This is a genomic window from Mucilaginibacter lutimaris (assembly GCF_042676625.1).
Classification (GTDB): Bacteria; Bacteroidota; Bacteroidia; order Sphingobacteriales; family Sphingobacteriaceae; genus Mucilaginibacter; species Mucilaginibacter lutimaris.
The window spans coordinates 454395-478388 of sequence record NZ_JBHTIA010000003.1 but is presented as its reverse complement, the minus strand read 5'-3'; the positions used below and the strand labels follow the sequence as shown (position 1 = coordinate 478388).

Below are 23994 nucleotides of genomic sequence, written 5' to 3'. Positions count from 1 at the left end.
AGGATATAAAGAAACTCTCAATCAAACTTCCAGCGAACAAAGGCCTCGATGGCTTCGTATTCGGCAAGGCCAAGCTGGTTGTAGAGGCGGGCGGTTTCCTGGGTGCGGTCCTCGGCCCTTACCCAAAACTCGCGTGCATCATCACCGGGGAAAACCGGGATATCCTTTTGGGATTGATGTTTAAAGATGGCCAAACGTTTACGCAAAACCTCCTGCGGCGATAGCGGCACAGCCATCTCTATCTCATGAATTTCAAACTCGTGCCATGCACCACGGTAAAGCCAGATCCAGCAGTCTTTTGTCCAATGTTCTATCTGGCGAAGCCTGTTAAAAGCTTCCAGCATAATTTCGAAACATACTTTATGCGTGCCGTGCGGGTCGGCAAAGTCGCCGGCCGCGAAGATCTGGTGAGGCTTTATTTCCTGCAAAAGCTGCATCGTTTGCTGTATATCATCCTCAAAAGATACGTTCTTCTCTGTTTTGCTGCGGTCGTAAAACGGCAGGTCCATAAAGTGGATGCGCTGATCTTTCAAACCTGCAAGCCTGGCCCCCGCGATGGCCTCTCCCTTGCGTATTAATCCTTTAACGGTGCGGATAGCTTCGGTATCGCTTTGGTTTGGCGCTTTGGTTTTCAGGAAGGCGGTCATGCTTTTGTACAAGCCCTCGAGATAAGTGGCATCCTGCGATTGCGACCGGGCAAAATCCATTGCAAACTCTACATAACGCAACATCTCATCATCCCAAACGGCGGTGTTACCCGATGTTTGGTATGCTACATGTACTTCGTGCCCCTGGTCGGCCAGGCGGATGAATGTACCACCCATCGAGATCACATCATCATCCGGATGCGGCGAGAATACAATAGAACGCTTCACCTGCGGGTTAGCACGCTCGGGGCGCTGACTGTCATCGGCGTTAAACTTACCACCCGGCCACCCGGTAATCGTATGCTGTATATTATTAAATATGCTGATATTAATGTTGTATACCGGCCCAAACTGGGTTGCCAGCTGCGCCATACCGTTATTGTTATAATCGCTCTCGGTAAGTTTAAGTATGGGCTTATTTAGCGTTTTGGCCAGCCATGTTACCGCTTTCTTAATCAGCATATCGTCCCAAACACAATCCTTTACCAGCCATGGGGTATTAAATCGGGTGAGTTCTACAGATGCATCACGATCTATCACAAACTCTACATTATCTGAATTTTGCAGGTAAGTGGCGGGGATATCCGGCGATATAACACCCTCAATAGCTTTTTTAATGATGGAAGCCTTCTTACCATTCCATGCCATCAGGATAATTTCGCGGGCTTTAAAAATAGTGCCTACCCCCATGGTGATGGCTTTGGTAGGTACATTCTCTTTACCACCAAAATCTTTAGATGCATCGCGGCGGGTAAGGTCATTCAGGGTAACCAAACGGGTGCCTGAGTTTGGTGCGGAGCCCGGCTCATTAAAACCAATGTGCCCGGTACGGCCAATACCCAATATTTGTACATCTATGCCGCCATAGCTGTTTATCTTTTGCTCGTATGCCATACAAAATGCGGCTATATCCTGTTCTGCAAGTGTACCATCGGGGATGTTTACGTTAGCCATATCAATATCAATATGGTCAAACAACTGCTCTTTCATAAAGCGCACATAGCTCTGCGCCGAGTTGGGCTGTATTGGGTAATATTCGTCCAGGTTAAAGGTTACCACGTTTTTAAAGCTCAGGCCCTCTTCTTTATGCAGCCTTATAAGCTCCTTATAAACTTTTATAGGCGATACACCTGTTGCCAAACCTAATACAGCGGTTTTGTCTTCGGCTTGTTTTTGTTTAATAATGGTGGCAATGCGCTTGGCAACGTCAAGGCTCGCCTCACTATCGGTGTTGTAAATTTTAACGGGAACCTTCTCGTAACGGGTTTCTTCTAATAAATTAAGTAGCATAATATCGGGGGTATTTTTATTTATGATTTAGGCATAGCAATTCCATTACCGCGCGGAAGCCTGCTTTTCAGCAGGCCCGTCGGTTAGTGCTATTTATGTTTGTTAGGCTTTTAGTTAAAAGCCGCTGTCATCAAGCGCGAAGGTATTCTTGCGCTCTTTCCATTTGCCTTTTGTAAAATCGGGGAATGCCTGCGGGGCGTTACCTTCTTTAAGCGATTTTTCGGAAAGCGGTGTTATTACGCTCATGGTTAACGAGTCGTACACATCTATAGGAGTTTGTTTCTTTTGCTTTACAGCTTCAACAAAACCGTTAAAAACGAACCAATCCATACCGCCGTGGCCTGCGCCTTCGGCATATTTTTCAAATTTTTTCCAAAGCGGGTGGTCATATTTTTCAAACCACTCGCTGGCTTTATCCCACTGGTCGTAGCTTTTTGATTTACCCTCAATGTAAACAGACTCTGCTACGTCCATCCAAATACCCTCGGTACCCTGCACCCTAAAGCCCAATGAATATGGCCTTGGCAAGTGAGTATCATGACTTAACATTACGGTTTCGCCATTGGCACAATTGATCATGGTAGTTGTAACGTCACCATTTTTAAATTTGATCTTAGAGTTTTTATTACCCGGAGATAGCTTATCAATATATTTGTTTAAACCAAGAGATTTTGAAGAGAACGATACCAGGTTGGTGAAGCGGTTGCCACGATTAATATCAATATAATTCATTACCGGGCCTGCGCCGTGGGTAGGGTAAATATCCCCATCGCGGTCAATATTCCACTGGGTACGCCACTGGGCTTCGCCCACGGTTTGCGGGCCAAACTCAGCACCTTTGCCACTAAAGCTTTTACCATCGTTAAACAATACGCCACGCAGATCATGTTGGTAGCCACCTTCTAAATGAATAAGCTCGCCAAATATATTTTGGCGTACCATGTTCAGGGCAGCCATAACATCACGGCGGTAGCAAACGTTCTCCAGCGTCATGTATGGCACTTTGGTTTCGTCATAAACTTTCAGGATGTCCCAGTGGTCTTTCTCGGTAATACCGGCAATAACCTCGCAGCCAACATATTTGCCTGCACGCATAGCAGCAATAGATTGCTCTTTGTGGAACTGCCATGGTGTAGCAATTATAACACCGTCAATATCTTTACGATCTAACATTTTTTTATAGGCATCAAGGCCGCCGGTGTACTCGGCAGGGAGTTTCTTTTTGGCTTTTACAAATTGCGCGCGGCAATATTTCAGCGAGCTTTCCTGTATATCGCAAATGGCTACTATCTCCACGTCATCGCGAAGCAGCCCCTCACCTATATGGTTACGGCCACGTAAGCCTACACCTATATAACCCAACCTTACCTTATCTGCATTTTTTGCGAATAATAACCCTGAAGGCAAAATTGTTAAACCTGCCAAACCTACGGCACTGTTTGTAACAAATTGTCTGCGATTCATAATTTTTAGTTTTTATTTATTGATGATTATAGTTGTACTTTTTGAATTTTGGCTTTACCCACTTTATGCCCGCTAACAGCATAATAAAGTATAATAAAATACGCGGGTATTAATATAATGTAACCATAGCTTGGGTTTAGGGCTTGTGCCAGCGTACCATAAGCCAGTGGTACAATAGCGCCTCCTGCTATACCCATAATTAATAGTGATGACCCAATTTTGGTAAACCTACCAAGGCCCGATAAAGCCATAGGCCAAATGGCAGGCCAAACCAGCGAATTTGCCAACCCTAACAATGCAATTGCCGCCACCGAAACATAACCGGTTGTAAGTATCGCTACTGCGGAAAGTATCAAACCCAATCCTGCAGAAAGTTTCATGGCTTTTTCCTGGCTTAAGTATTTGGGGATGCAAAGGATGCCCACCCCATAACCCACCAGCATAAAGATCAAAGTGGCCGTGGTAAAATACTTAGCAGTGCCTAAAGCTATGCCTTGTGTGCTGCCGTAATTAATAATGGTATCGCCGGCAATAACCTCTGCCCCTACATAAAAGAACAGGGTTAGCACCCCTAACAACAAATGCGGAAATTGGGTAATGCTTGTTTTACCGCTATTGTTCATGGCAGTAGTCTCATCTTCCTGGTCGGTATCAATCTCGGGCAGGCTGGAGTAATAAATGATTACAGCCAATACCAACAGCACAATAACAATGATGATATATGGAAGAATAACGCGTGATGCCAGTTCATTCAGCTGTGCGATCTTCACATCAGCGGCCATGGTAGCTAAACGTTCTTTAAAACCGTCGGCACTTTTTAGGGTAATGGCACCTAATACTATCGGAGCCAGAGCGCCCGCAATTTTGTTGCTAACACCCATAATGCTAATGCGTTTTGCAGCGCTCTCGGGCGGGCCCAAAATGGTGATGTATGGGTTAGATGCGGTTTGCAATAAAGCAAGGCCCGAGCCTTGTATAAACAATCCTAACAAGAATAACCCGTAATAACGGGTTAACGCCGCTGGGATAAATATCAATGCACCAACCGCTATAATAGCAAGCCCTACCGACATACCCTTTTTAAAGCCTGTAACCTTAAGTATCCAGGCAGATGGGATAGCCAGCACAAAGTAGGATATGTAAAACGCGGTGGTAACTAAATATGCTTCAACAGTGGTAAGCTCGCAGGCCAGTTTCAGGTAAGGGATCAAAACCGAGTTTAACCAGGTGATAAACCCAAAGATGAAGAACAACATCCCAATAATAAAAATGGGACTAAGGGTTGCTTTTTTGTTGCTTGCTGCTACTGCTGTATCTACCATATACTGTGTTTTGAATGTTAATATTAAGATGCTTTTCTGCTAAAAGTTATTTCTTTAAAAAACCTGCTCAAATGAAACTCGGGTTTTTGAGCCTCTATTTTGTTCCAGCATAAAAAGTGCGGTTGGGGCAGGCCGTCGCCGCATTTAAAAAGGTTAACCTTTGCCTTACTCTGCTCAAACGACAGCGCCGGATGAAACATGAATATCTTTTTGGGGATGCATAAAGTAAGCTCCCACTGTATACTACCTACTACGGTGCTTTTAACCAGCGTTTGGTGCCGTATGGTTTTCAGCAAGTTTACAGGTATAAATGTACGCCCGTTTTTATGCTGCCCGTATTGCGCCCTGCTGGTGCCCATACAGTTAAACTCCAGGTTATAATAGCTCATGTCGTCATCAAACGCTATGAAGAACTCCACACAGCTATCCTCAAACACCGGGTCGTTAAATTTACTGTATTCGGCCTTTAAAGTATGCTCATTTACGTAATATTTCAGATAGATCTCGTCGTTATCGTAAGCCAGCGCGAATGATGCCTCAGGCTGCTTTTCGCCTGCCGACCATGGCGCGTACCTGATAGGCCTGCGTTCGTGGGTATCTAAAACCTTTGATATGTCCTCTACCGAACGCAGGTCATCAAAGCCATTAAGATACGGGATATTTACCGATATAGCCACATCCATTAGTATTGCGCGGTTTTATAGCTTTCCATTTCTGTTAATATGGTTTGGTGCATTTGCCCGGCGTGTGCATCAAGCATTTTCAGCAGTTGGAACTGCGCCCTTGCACGTTGCAGGTTATGCCCCTCAAACTTTATTTTGAAATAGGTATCGCCATTAATATGATCTGTTAAAAAGCGTACGGCTTGCATGTATGGCAATAGTAAAGCGCCCTTCATTAGTGAATTTACCTCGGCATCGGTCAAAAACTTCGAAGCTTCTTTCAGGTAGCCTTTTACATAAGCATCAAACAATGGCATATTCAATTGAATTTTGCTCAGATCGGCCTCGTCCTCGGTAGTAGTGTTAATGATGGTGCGAATAGCGTCGCCGAAATCATATGCCACATAACCATCCATCACGGTTTCCAGGTCTATCACACATTGCGCTTCGTCATTACTATCCAGTAACACATTATTAAACTTGGTATCGTTATGTATAACGCGTTTAGGTAAAGCGGCAACCTGCCCGGGCTGCTGAAAATATTGCATTGCTTCGGCATAGTGCTTTACAATCTCCAGTTCGGGGGTAACAGATGCTACACGGCCATGGGTATCTTTAGCAATTGCCTCATCTAAATGCTGCAAACGTTTTTGTATGTTATGAAAATCGGGGATCACTTCATATATCTCGCCTGCCGGGATATCTGATAACATGTATTGAAACTTGCCAAAAGCCTTACCACCTTCGTAAGCCTGCTTTTGCGTTTCAACCACATCATAGCTTTTGGTATCGCCTAAAAAATAAAACATACGCCAGTAGTCGCCATCGCTGTCTTTATAAAAAAAGCTGCCGTTGGTTGTTGGTATCAGGGTCATCACCTCTTTCATGGGGTCGCCATATCCAAGGGCATTAATCTTACTTTTAAGATGCTCGGTTACTTTGCGCATGTTATCGGTAAGCTTCTCTACATTGGTAAATATCTTATGATTTATACGCTGTAACAAGTAGTCGGCGCCACCGGGCGACACATTCTTTAACTTGAACGTATCATTAATATGCCCCGACCCATAAGCTTTTTGCGAGCCCACATCTGCCGCACATTTAAAATGCGATACAACCTCAGCTATGTTTTTAGAACTTTGCACTATTCTTTATTTATAAATTTTCTACTTAATCAATTCAAACACCGGCAGCCTGTCGGCCGCTACATCCATCTCTATCTTCGCGGGCCCTTTAACGGTTTTGCCCAAATCACTTTTCCATTTTCCTTTTGGCAGGTATATTGTTTTTTTAGTCCCGCTGGCTACCATTGGCGCCACCAGATATTTATTACCAAGCATAAACTGGCCCTGCACATCAGCAAAACCCTGGTTTGGGTATTCGTACTCCATACTGCGGGCAATAGGCTCGCCGGTTTGTGCGGCTTTTTGTACCAGCTGCATAATATATGGTGTGTATTTGGCCCTAACCTCCACAGCCTTTTTTACCGCTGCAAGGTTTTGTTTTGATAACACCCTCCACGGCGCTACCGAAAACTGCATCATGGGCATCAGCGCCGAGCATTGCGCCGAACGTACCACCAATGCCTCATCAAGCTTATCTCTACCTATGAACGATCCATATTCTCCGCCGCCTATCATATCGGGACAGGTAAACTGGTAGCCCAAGAGGCCGGCGGTAGTCAGATCAGGGATCAGTTTTTGCAGATCATCCCAGTTATGCTTTTTATCGCGCAGGCGCTGTACCAATGGTTCGCCACCCATTTTCCACATGGCTCTGTACTCGTTTAATGGGTAGTACAAGCCCAACTCTCCCCAAAGCCTGCTATGCTCATTAGGGGTTACTTTTTTAAACGAGCCTACGTTAGCAGGATAAAAATCAGCGTCGCCGGCATCAAACTTAAAACCATCCAAATGGTAAGTATTCACCATGTGATCTAAGCGGCTTTTAAACCATTTTATAGCATCGGGGTTGGTAAAATCCAGCACGGCACTGTAACCGTTCCACCAGGAGATTATAGCCGGCTCGTCGGCATCCTTTTCCGGGTTACCCGTTTTTACCTTATAGGCTGTAAGTAATAGCTTTTTAGCGAGTAACTCCCTGGCAACTTCGGTATCCGGCGATACAAACGGACTTATCCACAGCATTACTTTAAAGCCCATGCTATGCAGCGTATCAACCATAGCCGCGGCGTTAGTAAACCTATCCGCCCGGAAATCGAACCTGCCGTAGTAATCGGCCCAGTTATCATCTATCATGATCACTCCGGGAGGAAAACCATTATCAATTATTGAACGGGCATATTTTAAAATATCCTTTTGGTTTTGGTTATAAACCAGTTCTATCCAGGTGTTATACTGCGGCTTGCTGAACAGCAATGTATCAGGCAGTTTACCCTTAGCCGGGAAGAAACCTTTTGACGCATTACTAAATGCCTCGCGCAAATTCTTTCCTGCCGAATCAATGGTTAAAGGGCCTTTCGCATTGCTGATGAGCAGCTTATTATTTGCTATAGCAAACTTAAAAGGCTCTTCGCTCCAAACGAACCTCCCTTTGGTAGATACAAGCAACGGAGCGGCCTGGTTACCTTTGGTATCGGCATACATATCGTAGCTGTAACCATCTTTAAACGGTGCAAGGTGTGCCTCGTTGGTAGCGCCGCCAAACCATTTTTCACCATCTTTAATAGCTATGCTTGTTTGCGCGTATAACCCTTTACCGGCGGTACAAAGCATCACGGCAAACAAACATATTTTAAAGGCCTTTATCATTTATTAGCGGGATATTAGTTAACTTTTATGGTGTGGTTTAACTTATTGTAACCTGTGGCAGCTTCCCAGGTGCCATTATTAGCTAAGCGAATGCTAAACTCGGGCCTGGCAGCTATGCTTGCATAAGCATCTGGCAGATTCAATAATAATTCGTAATCGCCGGCAGGGAAATCAGAAGGAATCTTTACGGCCTCTGTAACCGTATTTACACCGCTGTACCATCTTCTTACATCGGTAGCAAGGTCAAACGACTTTACCTCATTGGTTTTGGTATTACGCAGCACCAATTTAGCCGTACGTTTATTGTATGGCGATGCATAGCCGGCGTTTTTAATATTTAACACAATGTTAAGGTCGGTGCCTTTAACAACATTGTCTGGTAGTGACGCGCTTTGCAATACAAAACGGTAACCCAGGTTGCGTTTAATGTTATCCATACAGCCGCCATCCTGCCAATCGTTATTAACCTCGGTATTGTAGTGAGCGTTTATAAAGCTGTAATGTAAGGCCGCAAATTCCGCCTGGATCTTACCCCCCGGCTCACAATCATTGGTTGGGCTGTAGCCATCAGAGCAGGTTTCGCCGCCTACTACTACAAATTTGCTGTCGGCTTTAAAATAATCTTTCAAAGTATTCAGCACGGCGCCGTCAGAGGCACGCGGGCTCGAACTGTTACCGTAATCGGTATAAGTACCAAAATCATCCGCACTGGCCATAAAGCAATCGTTATGGAAGCCTAAACGGGCAATATCAGTTTCGGTAAAAGCACCACTTTCCGTTAAAGGAGCAGAGCTAAGCGGGGCATTAACACCATAAATGTAACGTTGCTTTAATTGCGGGTAACGCAGTTGTATCATCCTGTCGGCAGGTACGGCATCAAGCAACGCTTTTATTACCTCTATCCTGTCTTTCCAGTTTTGGTCAAGCAGTTTACCCTGCGCTGCGTTTGGTGAGGCATCCCCAAAAAAGTCGCTATAATATTGCTCTCCCCAGGTACCAATAAAGCCTAATTGCACACAGGCAATAACATCGGCATTATCATGCAAAACAGGTTTTAATTGCGAAATATGATTAAGGATAATAGCTTTTGGCGCATCACCATAAAGCGGACAAATAAACCCTTCGGGGCAGTTACCCGGCTTAGCGGTAGCAGTATAAACAAAACGCGGAATAAGCTTAACCCCGGCGGTCCGTGCCGCGTCAAAGTCTTTCTTAAGGTTAGTTAAGAACGATGCCGAAATAGCCTGGTTAACTACATCATCTAAAATATAGTATCTGAAAACCAGTGTGCTTGCTACCTGGTAATTGGCAGATTGTATCGACTGCGGTGAACGGTAACCTTTTAATTCATCAGCGCTTAATACGGTATAGTTACTTGAGTGAACCTCAGAGTAGCGGTAAAAACCACGCTCGGGGTTCGGGAAATCCTCGGCGCTTTCGGTATAAGTAACATTTACTTTTTCAACCTTTACCAGGTTGGCCTCTTTATCTTTACACGATGACGAAAGCAGTACCGCTGCTAAACATATGCCCAGGGCATAGCCTGTAAGTCTTTTGATCATGATTTGTGATTGTTGGTAGGAGATTTATAGTTTAAAAAAGATATTTCGTTTATAAAGCCAGTAACATAAGCCCCATTCCAATACCAGCGCCGATATGGCTGATGCTACTGCTGCAACGCTTACTGGCACATTTAAAAACAAGTGGAGCATATCGCCGGTAAAAACGGCTACTTTGTCATTCACCCATTGCGCCCCTACGGTTTCGAAGAACAGGTAAATGAATATGGCATTCATGCCCACTACCGTAAAAATCCAGACATATTTAATGTTCCGTTTTACATCAACCAGCCAATAAACCACGGCCAGTATCAGCAACACCCACCCTACCGATGCAAAAGCGAACGAACTTGTGCTGATGCGTTTGATGATAGGCGTAATGCCTGCCCAATCTAACCCGAAGCCAATAGCTAACGCGACAAAGCCTGCAATTACCAAAGCCTTTATTTTGTAACCGGTGGTTTTGTTAGAGATAAGCAGCTTGCCTGCCAGTACACCCCAGATAGTATGTGCCGCGGTTGGGATGCAATTAATGGTCACCCAGCCATCGCTGTTTATTTTACCCATAAGCAGGGTGTCTGCATAGGCCCCAAAGTTTTTACCCTCAACGAATGGCTGGTCGAAACCAGGCATCAATATGCTGCGGTATAAAACCTCGGTGAGAATGAGCAGCCCTATGGTAAACACCAACTGCCAAGTGTACCCCTTATCAATTATTAAATAAGCTACAATGGTAGTAAACGATAATTGGGTTAGTACGTTCCAAAGTTCCCAAACAGGTTTGCCTGCGTAAAAGCAATGCAGGGCAACGCCACATATAAAAAGTTTTAGGCTACGGCTGAGCACATGTTTAAGATTATGCCCCCAGGTTTCGCCTTTTGCCAGTTTACGGCTGTAAGAAATATACATCGCGGCGCCTGCCATGAACATAAACGCGGGCTGCACTAAATCCCAGAAACGCAGCCCGTGCCACGGATGGTGAAAGAACTGATTGATCAACCCGCCCATAGGCTGCGCCGGATCGATATGCCTGATAGCTTCGTAAAGCCTGCAACTTTCGCCGCAAAGCAGTATCATGATCATGCCGCGCATCACATCTAACGACACTAAGCGCCCGTTAGCCAATTGATCAGCATTCAAATTCTTTACCATAAAACGCTCTGATGTATATTCTTTATTTACAGCCTCAACTAACCAATTAACCTTATTCGCTCATGTCTAAGAAAAAGCTTGGGCCACCGTCATCGGGCGCGCTGCCCAATGTTACCGACCAATCGCTTTTTGTGGCCTGTAAGGCTATACGCAGGCCTGAGCCCGTTAACCCTTTAAGCTTACCACGCGCAATACGCATCTCAAATTTCACAACGCCGCCTTCTTCCTGAACAGTGCCTACCTGATAAGCATCAGCAATTGACTGCTGTGCGAAAGAAAAATCTGCCTGGTTTGTGCTGTTGTGGTAAAATATATCTACGCCTGCTGTAAGCAACTGGCCTTCCAGCAATACATCATACCCACCTTCGGTAAAGGTCCCTGTAGACAACCCTGTAGAAGGGTTGTTATCTGTGTCCATGTAAAAATCGAAGATCACACCGTCGGCTTTTTTGCCGGTCATTTCGGCATACATGTAAACATAGTTACCGTCGTAATCATATTTAACATTTCTAAAGATGCCTTTTTTGGCACCCAGGGTAACTACATCTTTGGTAACTGCAGCCCAATCGGTTAACGAGTTATCGTTAATTTTTACCGGCGATGTTTTAGCGATACGCAGCACGGTAGATGCTTCGGCAGCCTTTCCGTTTACCGATGCGGTAAGCGTTGGCACATATTTACCCTTGCCCGGATAGGTATGTGTCGGCTTGGCATCTGTAGATGAGGTACCGTCGCCAAAATCCCATTTTAAGTCAGTAACGCCTTCTGTTTTTACCGAGAAGGTTGCTGTAGCGCCGTCAACCTCTACATCGTAAAGCAGATCGGTTTGAGGTGTGTAACTATCCTTTTTACAAGAGCTGAATACCGAACTTGCCACGGCTACCGACAGCACGAACATGTAAGCTTTAAAATTTTTCATATCAATTTATATGTTACTATGTGATAATTAAATTATGGGTTTTGGGTTGCTAAAGGGTTACTTAACACCTCATCAATAGGGATGTAATAAATGGTCCGCGGGCTGGTGTAAGGCACGGTTAGGTTAGGGTAACCGGCCGGTGTTTTCGACAGATCGATATCCGTTTCTTTTAAACCTGCCAGGTGATAGCCCCAGTATGCTTTATTAAGCGTGCGTTTGTTGCGGAAAACATCATAGGTACGGTGGCCTTCAAATGCCATCTCTATGCGTTTCTCGTCCAACACCACGTCTAAAGCGGTTTTACCAGCGGGTAAAACTTTATTGTATAGGGAACCTTCCAGTCCACGGTTCTTACGAATCTCATCAACATCATCAAGCGCTGCGGCGGTAGCGCCGGTTTTAGCTTCTGCTTCGGCACGGATCAGGTACTGCTCGGCTATCCTGAACATTATTGGCGAGCTTAAATTTGGCCTGCCATCCTGGAAAGAAAATTTGCTGATGTAGTACATTTCGATACCATTCTTTTTCTGCACGTTACCGTTGGCATCTTTTGCCGGCACAATGTACGACCAGCGAACATCCTCGGGGTGTGCCGACATAGCACCACGTAATGATGACGACGCGTACTCCTCACCCCAGCCCGAGTTACCGTCTGAGTAGATCATAGATGCTATGGAACCGAATTTGCCATAATCATCAACCTGTGTAAACGCGAAGCAGAAAATAGTTTCGCTGCTGGCCACTGCGTTGGCAAACAGTGTTGGGTAAGCAGCCTTAGTAGCCAGCGTAAATTTGCCTGAGTTAATTACTTTGTTAGCATACTCTATAGCTTTTGTGTTATCTTCTTTATAAAGATTAACACGTGCCAACAAAGCATTGGCTGCCTCTTGTGATGCATATTGCACACCGCGTGGCTTGGTCATTAAACCGGCAGCTTTTTCAGCATCGGCAATCACGGAGTCGTAAACTTCTTTAACGGTAGATCTTGCTTTCTTAGAATCATCTGTAAGGTTAGTACGCAGGATGATACCCGGTGAGTTAGCATCAACCGAGTAGGGTTTAGCAAATAACCTAACCAGGTTAAAGTGGCAGAATGCACGTAAAAAGTAACACTCGCCTAATAGCTGGTTGGTGGCAGCATCTGTTTTGCCCGATTTTTCAACCGCGTCGATAACCGTATTAACACCGGTAATTATTTTGTATGATACATACCAGTAATAACGGGTATTACCCTGTGCCGGCGAATGGCCCAGGCTAAAGCTATAGTACAATGGGTCGGTGGTTACCTGGCCGCAAACAATATCATCGCTGGCAAAATCACTCAGGTGATAAAACTGGCGCAGGTACATGTTATTTTGGTCTATGGTACCGTTAAACTCAATGTGGTCTTTAAACAAGGCGTAAGCTCCGTTAAGGGCATTGGTTAAACCATCGCTGGTAGTTACCAGGGTACCGGTGCTTATGGCATCACTTGGGTTAACATTTAAGTTTTTACAGCTGCTTGCCGCAACCAGCACAAGTGTAATAATGGTGAATATTTTCTTTTTCATATACTTGATTTAATAGGCCCGGGCCTTCTTAAAAGTTGAAATTTACAGTTAATAAATACTGACGGTTGTTAGGGTATTTAAAGTCGGACACGCCCGGTGTTGCAAAGCTGCCCGGTGTTATGGTAGTTTGCGGGTCCTGACCTAAGAAGTTTGAGAACGTGGCAACGTTATCGGCAGTTACGCCAACATTTATACCTTTCATGGCAATTTTGTTAGCCCATGCAGTTGGTAAAGTGTACGAGAACGCAATATTCCTGATGGCGAAGTAGCTTCCGTTTTTTAGGTAACGTGTTGATGTTTCGGTGGAGTTGGCCGAGTTTTGCGGGCTTGGCTCTGTGGCTTGTGTATCGCCGGGGCCGCTCCATATTTTTGAACCGGAAGGTAATTTTATCTGGTTGTAATATGGTTCGTGGCCGTCGTTCATCATAAACCTTAAGTTATTGCTAAACACTTTATTACCATAATTAAAGTAAGTGCTTACACGTAAGTTAAAGTTTTTGTACCTAAGGCTATTATTAAAACCACCCTGGAATTTAGGTAACGCCGAACCTACTTCCTGGTTGGTAGCCTGCGCGTAGTCTGATGTTTTTTCGCTGGCTACAGCTTTGCCTTCGGTATTGTAGATGATTTTTTCCCAAACCGGCGCGCCTGTTTGCGCATCAACACCTAACCATTTTGGCATGTAAAACTCAAACAGGTTACCACCATTGCGGTAAATTTGCGAGATGCTCCATGAGCCGGTCTTGATAATGTCTGACGGGAAGCCCGAAAGTTTGTTGTTGTTAAAGTTGATGGTGAAATCGGTTGTCCACTCAAAGTTTTTAGTTTTAATGTTGGTTGAGTTAATACCTACCTCAATACCCTTGTTAATTACAGTACCGGCATTTTCCCACTTGGTCTCGAACCCTACCGAAAGTGGTTGAGACACCTGTAGCAACAGGTCTTTGGTATCGTTGCGGTAAATATCCACGGTTAAGTTCACACGTTTAAACAAACCGATATCGATACCGGCATTTATCTGGCGTTTGCTCTCCCAGGTAAGATTAGGGCTTGCCAACTGGTAAGGCACAGCGCCTACTAATGAGTTGTATTGTGTTGTTAACGAGAACAGGCCCAAATAACGCGATGCGCCAATATCCTGCGTACCGGTTATACCATAGCTACCGCGTAACTTCAGGTTGTTTATTACACTGTTATCAGCTAAAAAATCTTCATTGCTTGCTAACCACGCTGCTGATACTGATGGGAAACCACCATACCTGTTGCTTGGTGCAAAGTTTGATGAACCATCATACCTGAACGAGCCCGATAAGAAATATTTGCCTTTGTAGCTGTAGTTTAATTGAGATATTAACGATTGCAGTATGTATTTGCTGTTGGCACCTCTTACAAGTTGATTGTTTGACACTACATTGAGCACTTTTAAACCTTCTGGCAAGCCTTTACCGGATCCGCCCGAATATTCATTTTTGCTGCTTTCGAACGCGCCGCCAACAAAGCCGTTAATGGCGTGGTCGCCAAGTTTAAAATCAAATTTGAACAACTGGTTGCTTATAATACCGTAGTTAAGCGTGTTCAATTCATCTATATAACCTGTACCGTGGTAAGTACCCGCGGCAACCGGCGATACATAGTTGGTACCTTTGTCAAAAGATGCGGCTATCCTGTTCGTACTGGCAAATGTTAACCAGTTGGTAATACGGTAGTTGATACCCAGGTCGTAGTTCACGTTAAAGCCTTTGTAGGAGTGATCCGAATTTTGTACTGTGTTAAGCGGGTTGGTTTTATCTCTGGACCACCATTTGAATGTAGAGTTACCATCTACATAAATGGGGTTACCGGCAGCATCGTATGGGTTATCCCACGGCATGTTCAGGAACGAGTAATACACGTCCATATAATCGTAGCTTTTGCCCTGCGATGCACTTAGGTTGATGTTATTGGTTACATCAAGTTTTTTAGAGAAATGGTAGGTGGAATTACCACGTAAGTTAACGCGCTCAAAGTTGGTATTAACAAACGTACCTTTCTCTTTATAATACGAGGCACCTACATAGTAATCGTTCTTTTCTGTTTTGCCACTGGCAGACAGGTAGAAGTTATATATAGGGGCTTTTTTAAACGACTCTTTTGACCAGTTGTAATCCTGGCTGCGTAATGATAATGGGCGCTCTGCGTAAAACTTAGTCAGGTCTATTTTATAAGAGTTGTCGGTAGCACCTACAATGTAATCGCGGTAAAATTCTTTCTGGTAATCGTAAAGTTCGTTGCTGTTCATCACGTTCAGCTTACCAAAATCGGCCGTACGGAAACCTGTCGAGATCTTGGCCTCAAACCTGGTTTCGCCTTGTTTGGCGCTTTTGGTAGTAATGATGATAACACCCGCGTTGGCCTGCGAACCATATAAAGCGGTAGCGCCTGCATCTTTCAATACGGTTACGCTTTCCACGTCGTTAGGGTCATAGTTACCACCTATAATACCATCAACTACAAAAAGCGGGCTTTGGCTTGCGTTAACAGACGATACGCCACGCAGCCTGATCTCGGCAACCGAACCCGGCGCTCCCGAGCTGTTTACCACGTTTAAGCCAGCCACTTTACCTTGCAGCATAGTACCAACATCGTTAGAGGTAACGTCCTTAAGTTTGTTGGCCGATACCACCGTAACCGAACTGGTTAGCTCGTTTTGTTTTTTGCTGGTGTAACCTACTACCACAACATCGTTAAGCTGCTGCACATCTTCGGCTAATTGCACCTGGATGCCGGTTTGGCCGCCGGTTACTGCTACCTCTTTAGGCAGGTAACCTACAAAACGTACAACTAAGGTTGCTTTACCGGCCGGCACGTTTAATGAGAAATCGCCGTTAACGTTTGTCATGGCGCCATTGGTTGTACCTTTAACCGAGACTGTTACGCCCGCCATAGGTTGCTTGTCCAGCGCCGATACTACACGCCCTGTTACCGGTAAGGTTTGCGAAAAACCCTGCAGGCAAAACATAATAGCGCAAGAACAGATAAGTAAAATTTTCCTGGTCATATTTTGTGAGTTAGTTTAAATAGTTTAGCATAGTTTGTTGGTTATTGTAAAAGTGATGTAAAATTATTGTTAACGAAAGGCCGGGGTATTGCGGTAAAATATAAACACGTTTACGCAACCGTTTGCGTGAGTTACGCAACCGTTTGCGCAATTTTACGCAACCGTTTGCGTAAAATGCACTTATACGCTGATTAGCAGATTATTATTGGCTGTTTAGCGCCTTAAACACCATTAATATTGGATAAGCAATAAAAGAAAGATTAATTATTTGGCTAATGAGTAATCTATCATCTCAGAATCGATAATATGTTGTAACAGCGGTAACTCGGCCGAATTGGGTTTATTGGCATTGTTGATCATCTTGAACAGGAACTCCGCCGCCATGGATGACTGCTTGTTGGCAAATTGCTCTATCGAACCTAATGGTACGCTATCCATATATTCCCAAATGGGTAAATTGGCAAAACTAATAAAGCTGATGTCTTTATTTACCACCAAGCCTGCTGCTTTAACGGCGGCTATACAGTCCAGCAAAACATAGTCATTAAAAACAATCACGGCGGTAGGCGGCTCTTCCAAACCAAGCAACTTGTTTATGGCTTTTTTATTATCGGCTTTGGCAAGCGTAGTAGATACAATAATGTCCTGATCCATCGGCAGGTTGTTTTCCTTTAAACACCTGAAATAGATCTCTAACCTTTGCAGTGTTGCGGCCAGTTTAGCAGGGCCGTTAATTAAGCCTATACGGCTATGCCCAATGCCAACCAATTTGGTTATGGCCTGCAGCATGCCTGATACCAGGTTGCAGGCTACATAGTTTATATCTTTACGATTGGGCACCCTGTCGAAAAACACCACGGGGATATTGTATTTCTTCAGGCTGTCGAAATGCTCGTAGGTGGATGTTTCTTTGGTGAGCGATACCAGCACGCCGTCCACACGATGGTCCTTCATGTTCTCTACTATTTTTTTCTCGCGCTCAAAATTATCAAGCGATTGCCCGATGATCACGTTATAGTTGCTGGCTTCGGCGGCATCTTCTACCCCCGTTAGCGCTGCCGAAAAGAACGGTTCGGAAAGATCGGGGATGATTACGCCTATGGTATATGTTTTACGCTCTTTAAAGTAAATGGCCATTTTATTGGCCTCGTACCCCAGTTCTTTAGCCACCTTGTGTACCCTCATGGTAGTTACCAAACCAATACTCGGGTGATCGTGCAACGCCCGGGAAACGGTAGATGCTGATACGTTGAGCCGCTTGGCTATCTCTTTTATAGTAGGTAACTTATTGTTGTTCGACATGGTTGCTTGCGGAGCAGTACTTATTAGCTAATGTACTATATTAATTGTAAAGCTAACAATTAGCATCTGCTAAAAAACAACAACGGCCATATAATAGCATAGCTTTAGGTAGTAAGGCCCTGCCTTATTTAATTGTTATAATGGCATTCATTCCATAATTTAGGAACTCATTTAAACACCATGAAATACCTTTTTTACCTGTTGATATTTATTAGCGCCAACTGCTTTGCTCAAAATTTTAATGCGCAGATAGCCACCCATCGCGACAGCTATAAAAAGGATTTTATAACTGATAAACATTCGCCACTAAAGGAAGCCGACCTGCCCAATCTGCAATTTTTTGATGCCGATAGTACATACCGGGTAAATGCCGATGCCGAATTACTAAGCGATCAGCCTGCATTCCAAATGCCTACGTTTGATGGTGCCAGGCAGTCATATGTAAAATACGCGCTGGTTAAGTTTACAATAAAAGGTAAACCCTGCCGGTTATATATTTACAAGAATGTGTCGTTCAGTAATATACCATCTTTAGTAGATTATTTGTTCCTGCCTTTTACCGATGAAACCAACTCTACTGTAACCTACGGGGGTGGCCGTTACATTGACCTAAAAACCGGCGACATTAAAAACGAGCACGTTATTATTGATTTTAACAGAGCCTACAACCCTTATTGCGCATACAGTGACGGTTACCATTGTCCAATGCCCCCCGAAGAGAATAATTTAAAGCTAAAAATAGAAGCCGGCGAGAAAAACTTTACAGGTGAGAAAAAGCATCGCCCATAAAGCGAAACATTTAATTATGAATGGTTTAGCTTTTTTGTAAATTGCATAATTAAACCACTATATAAACCTTTTCCATGCAAAACCCAGTTAAAATATGGCGTGTGCTATTTGCGTTTGCTATTATTGCTATTGCTGTGCAGCAAATTATTTTCTCGGTATTTATGCCGGTAATTGTTCCCTGGCCGGCAGATCTTGCAGCATCAAAACCAGCCGTTTATATAGGCAGCCTGGTACTGGCAACCATAGCGGCTTTTATAATTATTGATGGCAAGGCCCACCCGGCAGCCATTTATTTGGGCTTATTGTTTTTATTACTGCTAATTATATTTCATATCCCCAACCAGTTTTTAACCACGCCAAATTTTTTGGGCAGCTGGGCTAATTCACTAAAAATATTTGCGCTTGCCGGATGCTCGTTAATAGTTGCTTCGGTGTTACCGCAGGGAGGATATACCACGGGTTTTGAGGGAATGATACCCGCCGGAAAATATTTTTTGGCCACTACCATGGTTGTTTTTGGGGCTGAGCATTTTATATATGCCGATTTTGTAAAGAACCTTGTGCCCAGGGGCCTGCCCGGACACTTGTTTTGGACCTATCTTACCGGCATTGCGCTTGTTGCTGCAGGGCTTGGTATAATCCTGAATATCAAACGCCGATTGGCAGCGCAATTATTGGGTATTATGCTTCTTATTTGGTTTGTAATGCTTCACCTGCCCCGCGCCATGGCCAGCCCGCGCAACCTGAATGGTAACGAAATAGTAAGCGCTTTTGAAGCCCTCGCCTTTAGCTGCGGCGCGTTCATACTAGCGGCAGTAAGCAAGCGTAATAATATACCTGTTACAAGTAAAGTAAAAGCCAGAAGGAAATAACCTATAGATGGTTAGCTAACCCTTGTAGCCTCAAAAATAAACCAGGCGTTTAACAGAATGTACAAGCCTAACAAAACCTGTGCGGCTACAAAATCAAACTTTTTGGCCTTTTCTATTTTATCCTTCTTTATCAGTTTTAAAGAATAAGCTGTACCAATAATAACCGAAAGTATAAACAGCAGCGTTAATCCATGCAAGGTATCTACCAGGGTGAAGGTTGTGGACTCGGGCAAGGCCGAATCTACAATGTACTTATTACCAATTACCGCGAATAAGGCGCCCACGCTCAAACCAAACCTCGAATCGATACTGTCTGTGTGGATGTAAAAACACATGTATGCTATCAGAAAGGCTACGTACATCCCTAAAAACATCTTCCAGAACAAGCCCATCGCGTTACGGGCAATGGTAAGCCGCATTTTAAAGTTGCTGTATTCGGTATGCGGTTTGGCTATGCTCTCGTCACCAAAAGCGGTTTCATATTGCTTAATACCGGTAGAAATATTGAGACTGTCTATCTGCCACCCCCGCAGGGTAAACCTCGGGTCAAATTCTTTTCCTAACGTATCGGCAGCAAACACTAACGACTTTGAATCGAACTGCGAGTTCTCGATAGAGAACCTTAGCTTTTGCTTGTCAAACGGGAAATTATCTATCGCCCATGAATCTTTCATCACACATTGCAACTTCATCAGAATGTAGATCCTGTTATCGCTGGAGTCTACGGTAGAATAGGATTGCGTAACCGTTTTGGCCTGCGGCACCTCCAGGTTATGCAAAAAGTCAAACTTTTTGTTTTTATATTTTAGCCATAACCAAAGGTTAACTGTGTACTCTTTATCCTTAAAATTTATATCGTGTATGCTGGTAATATAAACCCCTGCCTTTACTGTATCAGGGCGCTCCTTTTGCGCTTGTACCTGTACAAACAGTATGGTAGTTAAAGTAACTGCTAATAACAAACGTTTTAACATAGCCGTATCGGGTTTGAGGTATAAGCTAAAAATAAACATTTTGTTTGATTTTGCTATTTTAGTAACATGTTATATATTACCCAACTCATTTATATTAAACCGGGGCAGGAGACTGTGTTTCACCAATTTGAAGAGGTGGCAATACCCCTAATAGCCAAGTATAACGGCTCGCTGCTTCTAAGGGTTCGCCCGGATGAAAAAAGCATTATTGAAAGCAATACCAAACATCCTTATGAGATACACCTGGTGCAATTTCCTGCCGAGCAGGACCTGCAGAATTTCATGAAGGATGAGGAACGCAAGAAATTCCTGCACTTAAAAGAGCAATCGATAGAATCTGTTGTACTGATAAAAGGTGAGGAGATGTAAAAAGCCCATCTTGTTGGGATGGGCTTTATGCATTTTATTTGGTAACGATATTAATATTGCCCCCTGTTTTAAACAGATCGTGCGATACAAAATAGCCGTTTATTTTTTTACCGTTAACTTTTATAGCGGTTATACCCCTGCCCTTACCGGGTTTGGTAATGGTAAGTATTTTACCGCTGCTGGTTTTCCAGGTCACTTTATCAAATAATGGCGCGGTAACAATGTACTTGGGGTCGGTTGCCGAGAACGGGTATAAACCCATCGAACTAAACACATACCATGACGACATTTCGCCCGCATCGTCCATCCCGCTTAATTCCAGGCCTTCATCGCCAATACCGTAAAGGTTGTTCAGGATATTGTCTAACACCTTTTGGGTCTTCTCGGGCTTGCCTATAAAAGTATAAGCGAATGGCGCCTCATGGTCGGGCTGATTACCCTGGCAGTACTGGCCAATCATGGTTTCTACATTGCGCGCAATGTGTTTGGGGTTCCAAGGTAGGGTAAATAACGAATCTAATTTAGATTCAAACTTTTTAGGGCCGCCGTACAGGGCTATTAAGCCGGGCATATCATGCGGCGCGTAAAAAGATACCTGCCAGGCGTTGGCCTCGCGATACATATATTCGTAATAAGGTTGCTGCGGATCAAATGGTTTTATCCAATCGCCGTTCTCCAGTCTGCCCCGCATAAAGCGTGTAGACGGATCGAACATGTTCTTATAATTTTTAGAACGTGCCATCAGAATACGGTAATTTGCCGTATCGCCCAACTCCTTAGCAATTTGCGCTACCGAATAATCGTCATAAGAGTACTCCAACGTTTTTGACACTCCCGCTTTAGCTTTGGTTTCCACCTCGGGATGGGCAATATCGGGGTCGGAGATGTAGCCCTTTCCTATATATTCCTTAACAAATGGGCGGGCACCGCCTTCTACATTGGCGTTTCTTAATAAGATCTTGTACGTGCCTTTGATATCAAAATCGGTAATACCTCGCAAATATGCTCCCGCAATTGACGATGCGCCGTGGTCGCCATGAAAAAAAGTTGGAATAAACCCGGTTTTATCACCCACATCCTTCATGGATTTGATGACGTTAAGTGTAACTTTAGGTGTAACCAACCCCAACAGCACATCCTTATTGCGGTAAGTATCCCACAGGGATGGCTCGGTATAATAGTTAAAATCCGCTTTGGCTACCTTGTGTTTGGCATCGGTATATTCCCCATTTATATCACTGCGTAAAGCCGGCCATAAAAATGACCTGTACAAACTGGAATAAAACATACCTGTTTGTTTAGCTGTACCGCCCTTAACCTGTATGTTAGATAATAAGGCCTCCCATTTGAGGTTAGCCTCCTTGCGTATTATTGCAAAGCTTTTATTGCCTATTTCTGCTTCCAGGTTTTGTTTTGCATTTTCAACGCTAACGAATGAAAGACCGATCTTTAGTTCAACCGGTGCATTGCTGCCGTCGGCTAAATGCAGTAAAGCATAACCTGTTCGCTTACCTTCGTCGGTTTTATCAAGCTTTTCAATATCGGCATTCAGCGTAGCATAAAAATAAACGTTCTCACCTCCCTGGAAACCCTGTACGGCAGATTTGCCTACCTGCTCTATTCGCCAGGTAGTAACACGGCTGTTAGCCTTGCCAAGGTCGAAGAGTATCTGGCGGTTCTTGTTATTCTTAAACTCGTATTTATGATAACCCGCTCTTAAGGTTGAGGTTAAACTTACATTAATATCATAATCATCCAGGTAAACCTGGTAAAAGCCCGGCGAAGAGCTTTCTCTTTTATGGCTAAACCTCGACCCAAACTTACCGCCCCGGTTTGACATAGGCAGGATAGGGATATTACAAAGGTTCCAGTGGCCTTTATTAGTATGGGTAAACCCGAGTATAACAGAATCTTCGTACTGGTAACCTGCGCCCGAGCCATACTCTGTCATGGGGCTTAACTGCACCATAGCGTTGGGAAGCGAACTGCCCGGGAATGTTAAGCCCGCCCACGAACGCCATCCCTTAGGCAGCTCGTACCCCAATATTTTGGGGTCATTAAGCGGTGCTGTACCAATAAAGGTGTTAACATACTTGGTGTATTGTACCTTTTGTGCGATGGCATTGCTAAATAGAAAAAAGGCAGCAAGCGCCCCAAAAGCAGACTTTGTAATTTTGCTAATCATAGGTTTATGCCGGCCAATTGGTAGGTGCCGGTTAATTGTAAGATGCAATTTATGCGCTTATCCCCTAAGATGTGAGATTTTATTTTTGAGCAGGAACTAACCTATATAACCACAAAAAAGCCCTTTGGAGATAATCAAAAGGGCTTTTACAAGCGTTTGCTTATTTCTCAAAGTAATGTCCCAGCTCCAGGTCTTCAATTAAGCCGATGTGGTTTGGGCGGTAGCCAAGCCGCTCGGTAGTAGATTCTCCTGATGCAGGTACATCCCATCCAAAAAATCCGGCGAACCAGCCAAAGTGATCAGCGGCCTCTTCCGGACTAATGCTTTTAACCGGCAGATCCAGGTGCCTGCCAATAGTTTCAGCTATCTGTCGGGTTGGTACACCGGTATCACCTACGGCATGGTAAGTTGTAGCTTCACCTTTTTCTACTGCCAGCCTGTACAAACGGGCGGCATCTAAACGGTGCACGGCAGGCCAGCGGTTGTTACCATCATTAATATAAGCAGATACGCCCTTTTCGCGGGCGATGTTGATAAGGATAGGTACAAAACCATGGTCGCCCTTATCGTGTACCGATGGCGGCAGGCGCATAATAGACGCGTTTACACCTTTAGCTTTGGCATCAGCTACTGCTTCTTCTGAAGCCGCGCGGGGATGATGTGTAGTAGTACTATTCACTACATTGGTTTCAACTGCTAACTGGCCCGGGGCAGATGTGGCTAAACCCGTGCCAGAAGTTACTATCAATGGCTTATTAGTCCCGGTAAGAGCCTCGGCCAGGGCGGCTACAACTTGCCTGTCCCATTCGCAGCTTTCTTTAAATTTCGAAAAATCGTGGATAAAGGCTGTGTGGATAACGCCATCGCAGGCGGCGGCACCTCTTTTTAGGCTTTCCAGATCCTGCAAGGTACCGTTATGTACCTCGGCCCCTGTTTCTGTTAATTGTTTTGCGCCCTCCTCAGAGCGGGTTAGGCCAAGTACCTGGTGGCCTGCTTCAATCAGATCTTTTACAACGGCCGAGCCTACAAAGCCCGTTGCGCCGGTTACAAATACACGCATGTTTAATTATTTTGGTAAACGATTCTATGTTTTAACAACACAAAAGTCGCCTATTCAAAAAGCCAAAACG

The 23994-nt window shown here is 44.4% G+C and carries 18 protein-coding genes; 3 read left to right on the top strand and 15 right to left on the bottom strand.

Features of this window, described 5'->3' with window-relative positions; translation table 11 throughout:
• Positions 1 to 17: 17 nt before the first annotated feature.
• The 12 genes from nagB to ACFQZI_RS02890 form a co-directional block, all read right to left on the bottom strand.
• A complete protein-coding gene (gene nagB / locus ACFQZI_RS02945) occupies positions 18 to 1940 on the bottom strand; it encodes a glucosamine-6-phosphate deaminase (RefSeq protein ID WP_377141726.1) in 1923 nt (640 codons plus the stop codon).
• Positions 1941 to 2051: 111 nt separating this feature from the next.
• A complete protein-coding gene (locus ACFQZI_RS02940) occupies positions 2052 to 3401 on the bottom strand; it encodes a Gfo/Idh/MocA family protein (protein WP_377138194.1) in 1350 nt (449 codons plus the stop codon).
• A gap of 26 nt (positions 3402 to 3427) precedes the next feature.
• On the bottom strand, positions 3428 to 4723 hold the full coding sequence (locus tag ACFQZI_RS02935) for a sugar MFS transporter (protein ID WP_377138192.1): 1296 nt from the start codon (positions 4721 to 4723) through the stop codon (positions 3428 to 3430).
• A gap of 23 nt (positions 4724 to 4746) precedes the next feature.
• Positions 4747 to 5406, bottom strand: a complete 660-nt coding sequence (locus ACFQZI_RS02930; RefSeq protein ID WP_377138189.1) for a carbohydrate-binding family 9-like protein — start codon at positions 5404 to 5406, stop codon at positions 4747 to 4749.
• On the bottom strand, positions 5406 to 6530 hold the full coding sequence (locus ACFQZI_RS02925) for a phosphotransferase enzyme family protein (RefSeq protein ID WP_377138186.1): 1125 nt from the start codon (positions 6528 to 6530) through the stop codon (positions 5406 to 5408). The genes ACFQZI_RS02930 and ACFQZI_RS02925 overlap by 1 nt, the downstream gene beginning before the upstream one ends.
• Before the next feature lie 21 nt (positions 6531 to 6551).
• Positions 6552 to 8156 (bottom strand): glycoside hydrolase family 31 protein, encoded by a 1605-nt coding sequence (locus ACFQZI_RS02920; protein ID WP_377138184.1) that lies wholly within the window; start codon positions 8154 to 8156, stop codon positions 6552 to 6554.
• Positions 8157 to 8170: 14 nt separating this feature from the next.
• On the bottom strand, positions 8171 to 9718 hold the full coding sequence (locus tag ACFQZI_RS02915; protein ID WP_377138181.1) for a DUF4832 domain-containing protein: 1548 nt from the start codon (positions 9716 to 9718) through the stop codon (positions 8171 to 8173).
• A gap of 24 nt (positions 9719 to 9742) precedes the next feature.
• On the bottom strand, positions 9743 to 10867 hold the full coding sequence (locus tag ACFQZI_RS02910) for an acyltransferase family protein (RefSeq protein ID WP_377138179.1): 1125 nt from the start codon (positions 10865 to 10867) through the stop codon (positions 9743 to 9745).
• A gap of 52 nt (positions 10868 to 10919) precedes the next feature.
• A complete protein-coding gene (locus ACFQZI_RS02905; protein ID WP_377138176.1) occupies positions 10920 to 11786 on the bottom strand; it encodes a PKD domain-containing protein in 867 nt (288 codons plus the stop codon).
• Between the two features lie 32 nt (positions 11787 to 11818).
• Entirely contained in the window at positions 11819 to 13336 is a 1518-nt protein-coding gene (locus tag ACFQZI_RS02900; RefSeq protein WP_377138173.1) for a RagB/SusD family nutrient uptake outer membrane protein, read from the bottom strand.
• A 28-nt stretch (positions 13337 to 13364) separates the two neighbouring features.
• Positions 13365 to 16373, bottom strand: coding sequence for a SusC/RagA family TonB-linked outer membrane protein (locus tag ACFQZI_RS02895; RefSeq protein WP_377138171.1), 3009 nt, complete (start codon positions 16371 to 16373; stop codon positions 13365 to 13367).
• Between the two features lie 264 nt (positions 16374 to 16637).
• Positions 16638 to 17675, bottom strand: a complete 1038-nt coding sequence (locus ACFQZI_RS02890) for a LacI family DNA-binding transcriptional regulator (RefSeq protein WP_377138168.1) — start codon at positions 17673 to 17675, stop codon at positions 16638 to 16640.
• 180 nt (positions 17676 to 17855) lie between these two features.
• Here ACFQZI_RS02890 and ACFQZI_RS02885 point away from each other — a divergent pair, with 180 nt between their 5' ends.
• Together ACFQZI_RS02885 and ACFQZI_RS02880 are read left to right on the top strand one after the other, a co-directional pair.
• Entirely contained in the window at positions 17856 to 18464 is a 609-nt protein-coding gene (locus ACFQZI_RS02885; RefSeq protein WP_377138166.1) for a DUF1684 domain-containing protein, read from the top strand.
• A 74-nt stretch (positions 18465 to 18538) separates the two neighbouring features.
• Complete coding sequence (locus ACFQZI_RS02880; protein ID WP_377138164.1) at positions 18539 to 19336, top strand: DoxX family protein; 798 nt, start codon at positions 18539 to 18541, stop codon at positions 19334 to 19336.
• Between the two features lie 11 nt (positions 19337 to 19347).
• Here the strand turns inward: ACFQZI_RS02880 and ACFQZI_RS02875 are convergent, their stop codons facing one another.
• The gene (locus ACFQZI_RS02875; RefSeq protein WP_377138161.1) at positions 19348 to 20349 is read right to left on the bottom strand and encodes a hypothetical protein; all 1002 of its coding nucleotides are present in this window, start codon (positions 20347 to 20349) and stop codon (positions 19348 to 19350) included.
• A 27-nt stretch (positions 20350 to 20376) separates the two neighbouring features.
• Between ACFQZI_RS02875 and ACFQZI_RS02870 the strand changes: the two genes are divergently transcribed.
• On the top strand, positions 20377 to 20679 hold the full coding sequence (locus ACFQZI_RS02870) for a hypothetical protein (RefSeq protein ID WP_377138158.1): 303 nt from the start codon (positions 20377 to 20379) through the stop codon (positions 20677 to 20679).
• 34 nt (positions 20680 to 20713) lie between these two features.
• Here ACFQZI_RS02870 and ACFQZI_RS02865 read toward each other — a convergent pair whose 3' ends face one another.
• A complete protein-coding gene (locus tag ACFQZI_RS02865) occupies positions 20714 to 22864 on the bottom strand; it encodes a GH92 family glycosyl hydrolase (protein ID WP_377138155.1) in 2151 nt (716 codons plus the stop codon).
• A gap of 160 nt (positions 22865 to 23024) precedes the next feature.
• On the bottom strand, positions 23025 to 23924 hold the full coding sequence (locus tag ACFQZI_RS02860) for an SDR family oxidoreductase (RefSeq protein WP_377138153.1): 900 nt from the start codon (positions 23922 to 23924) through the stop codon (positions 23025 to 23027).
• Positions 23925 to 23994: the final 70 nt, after the last annotated feature.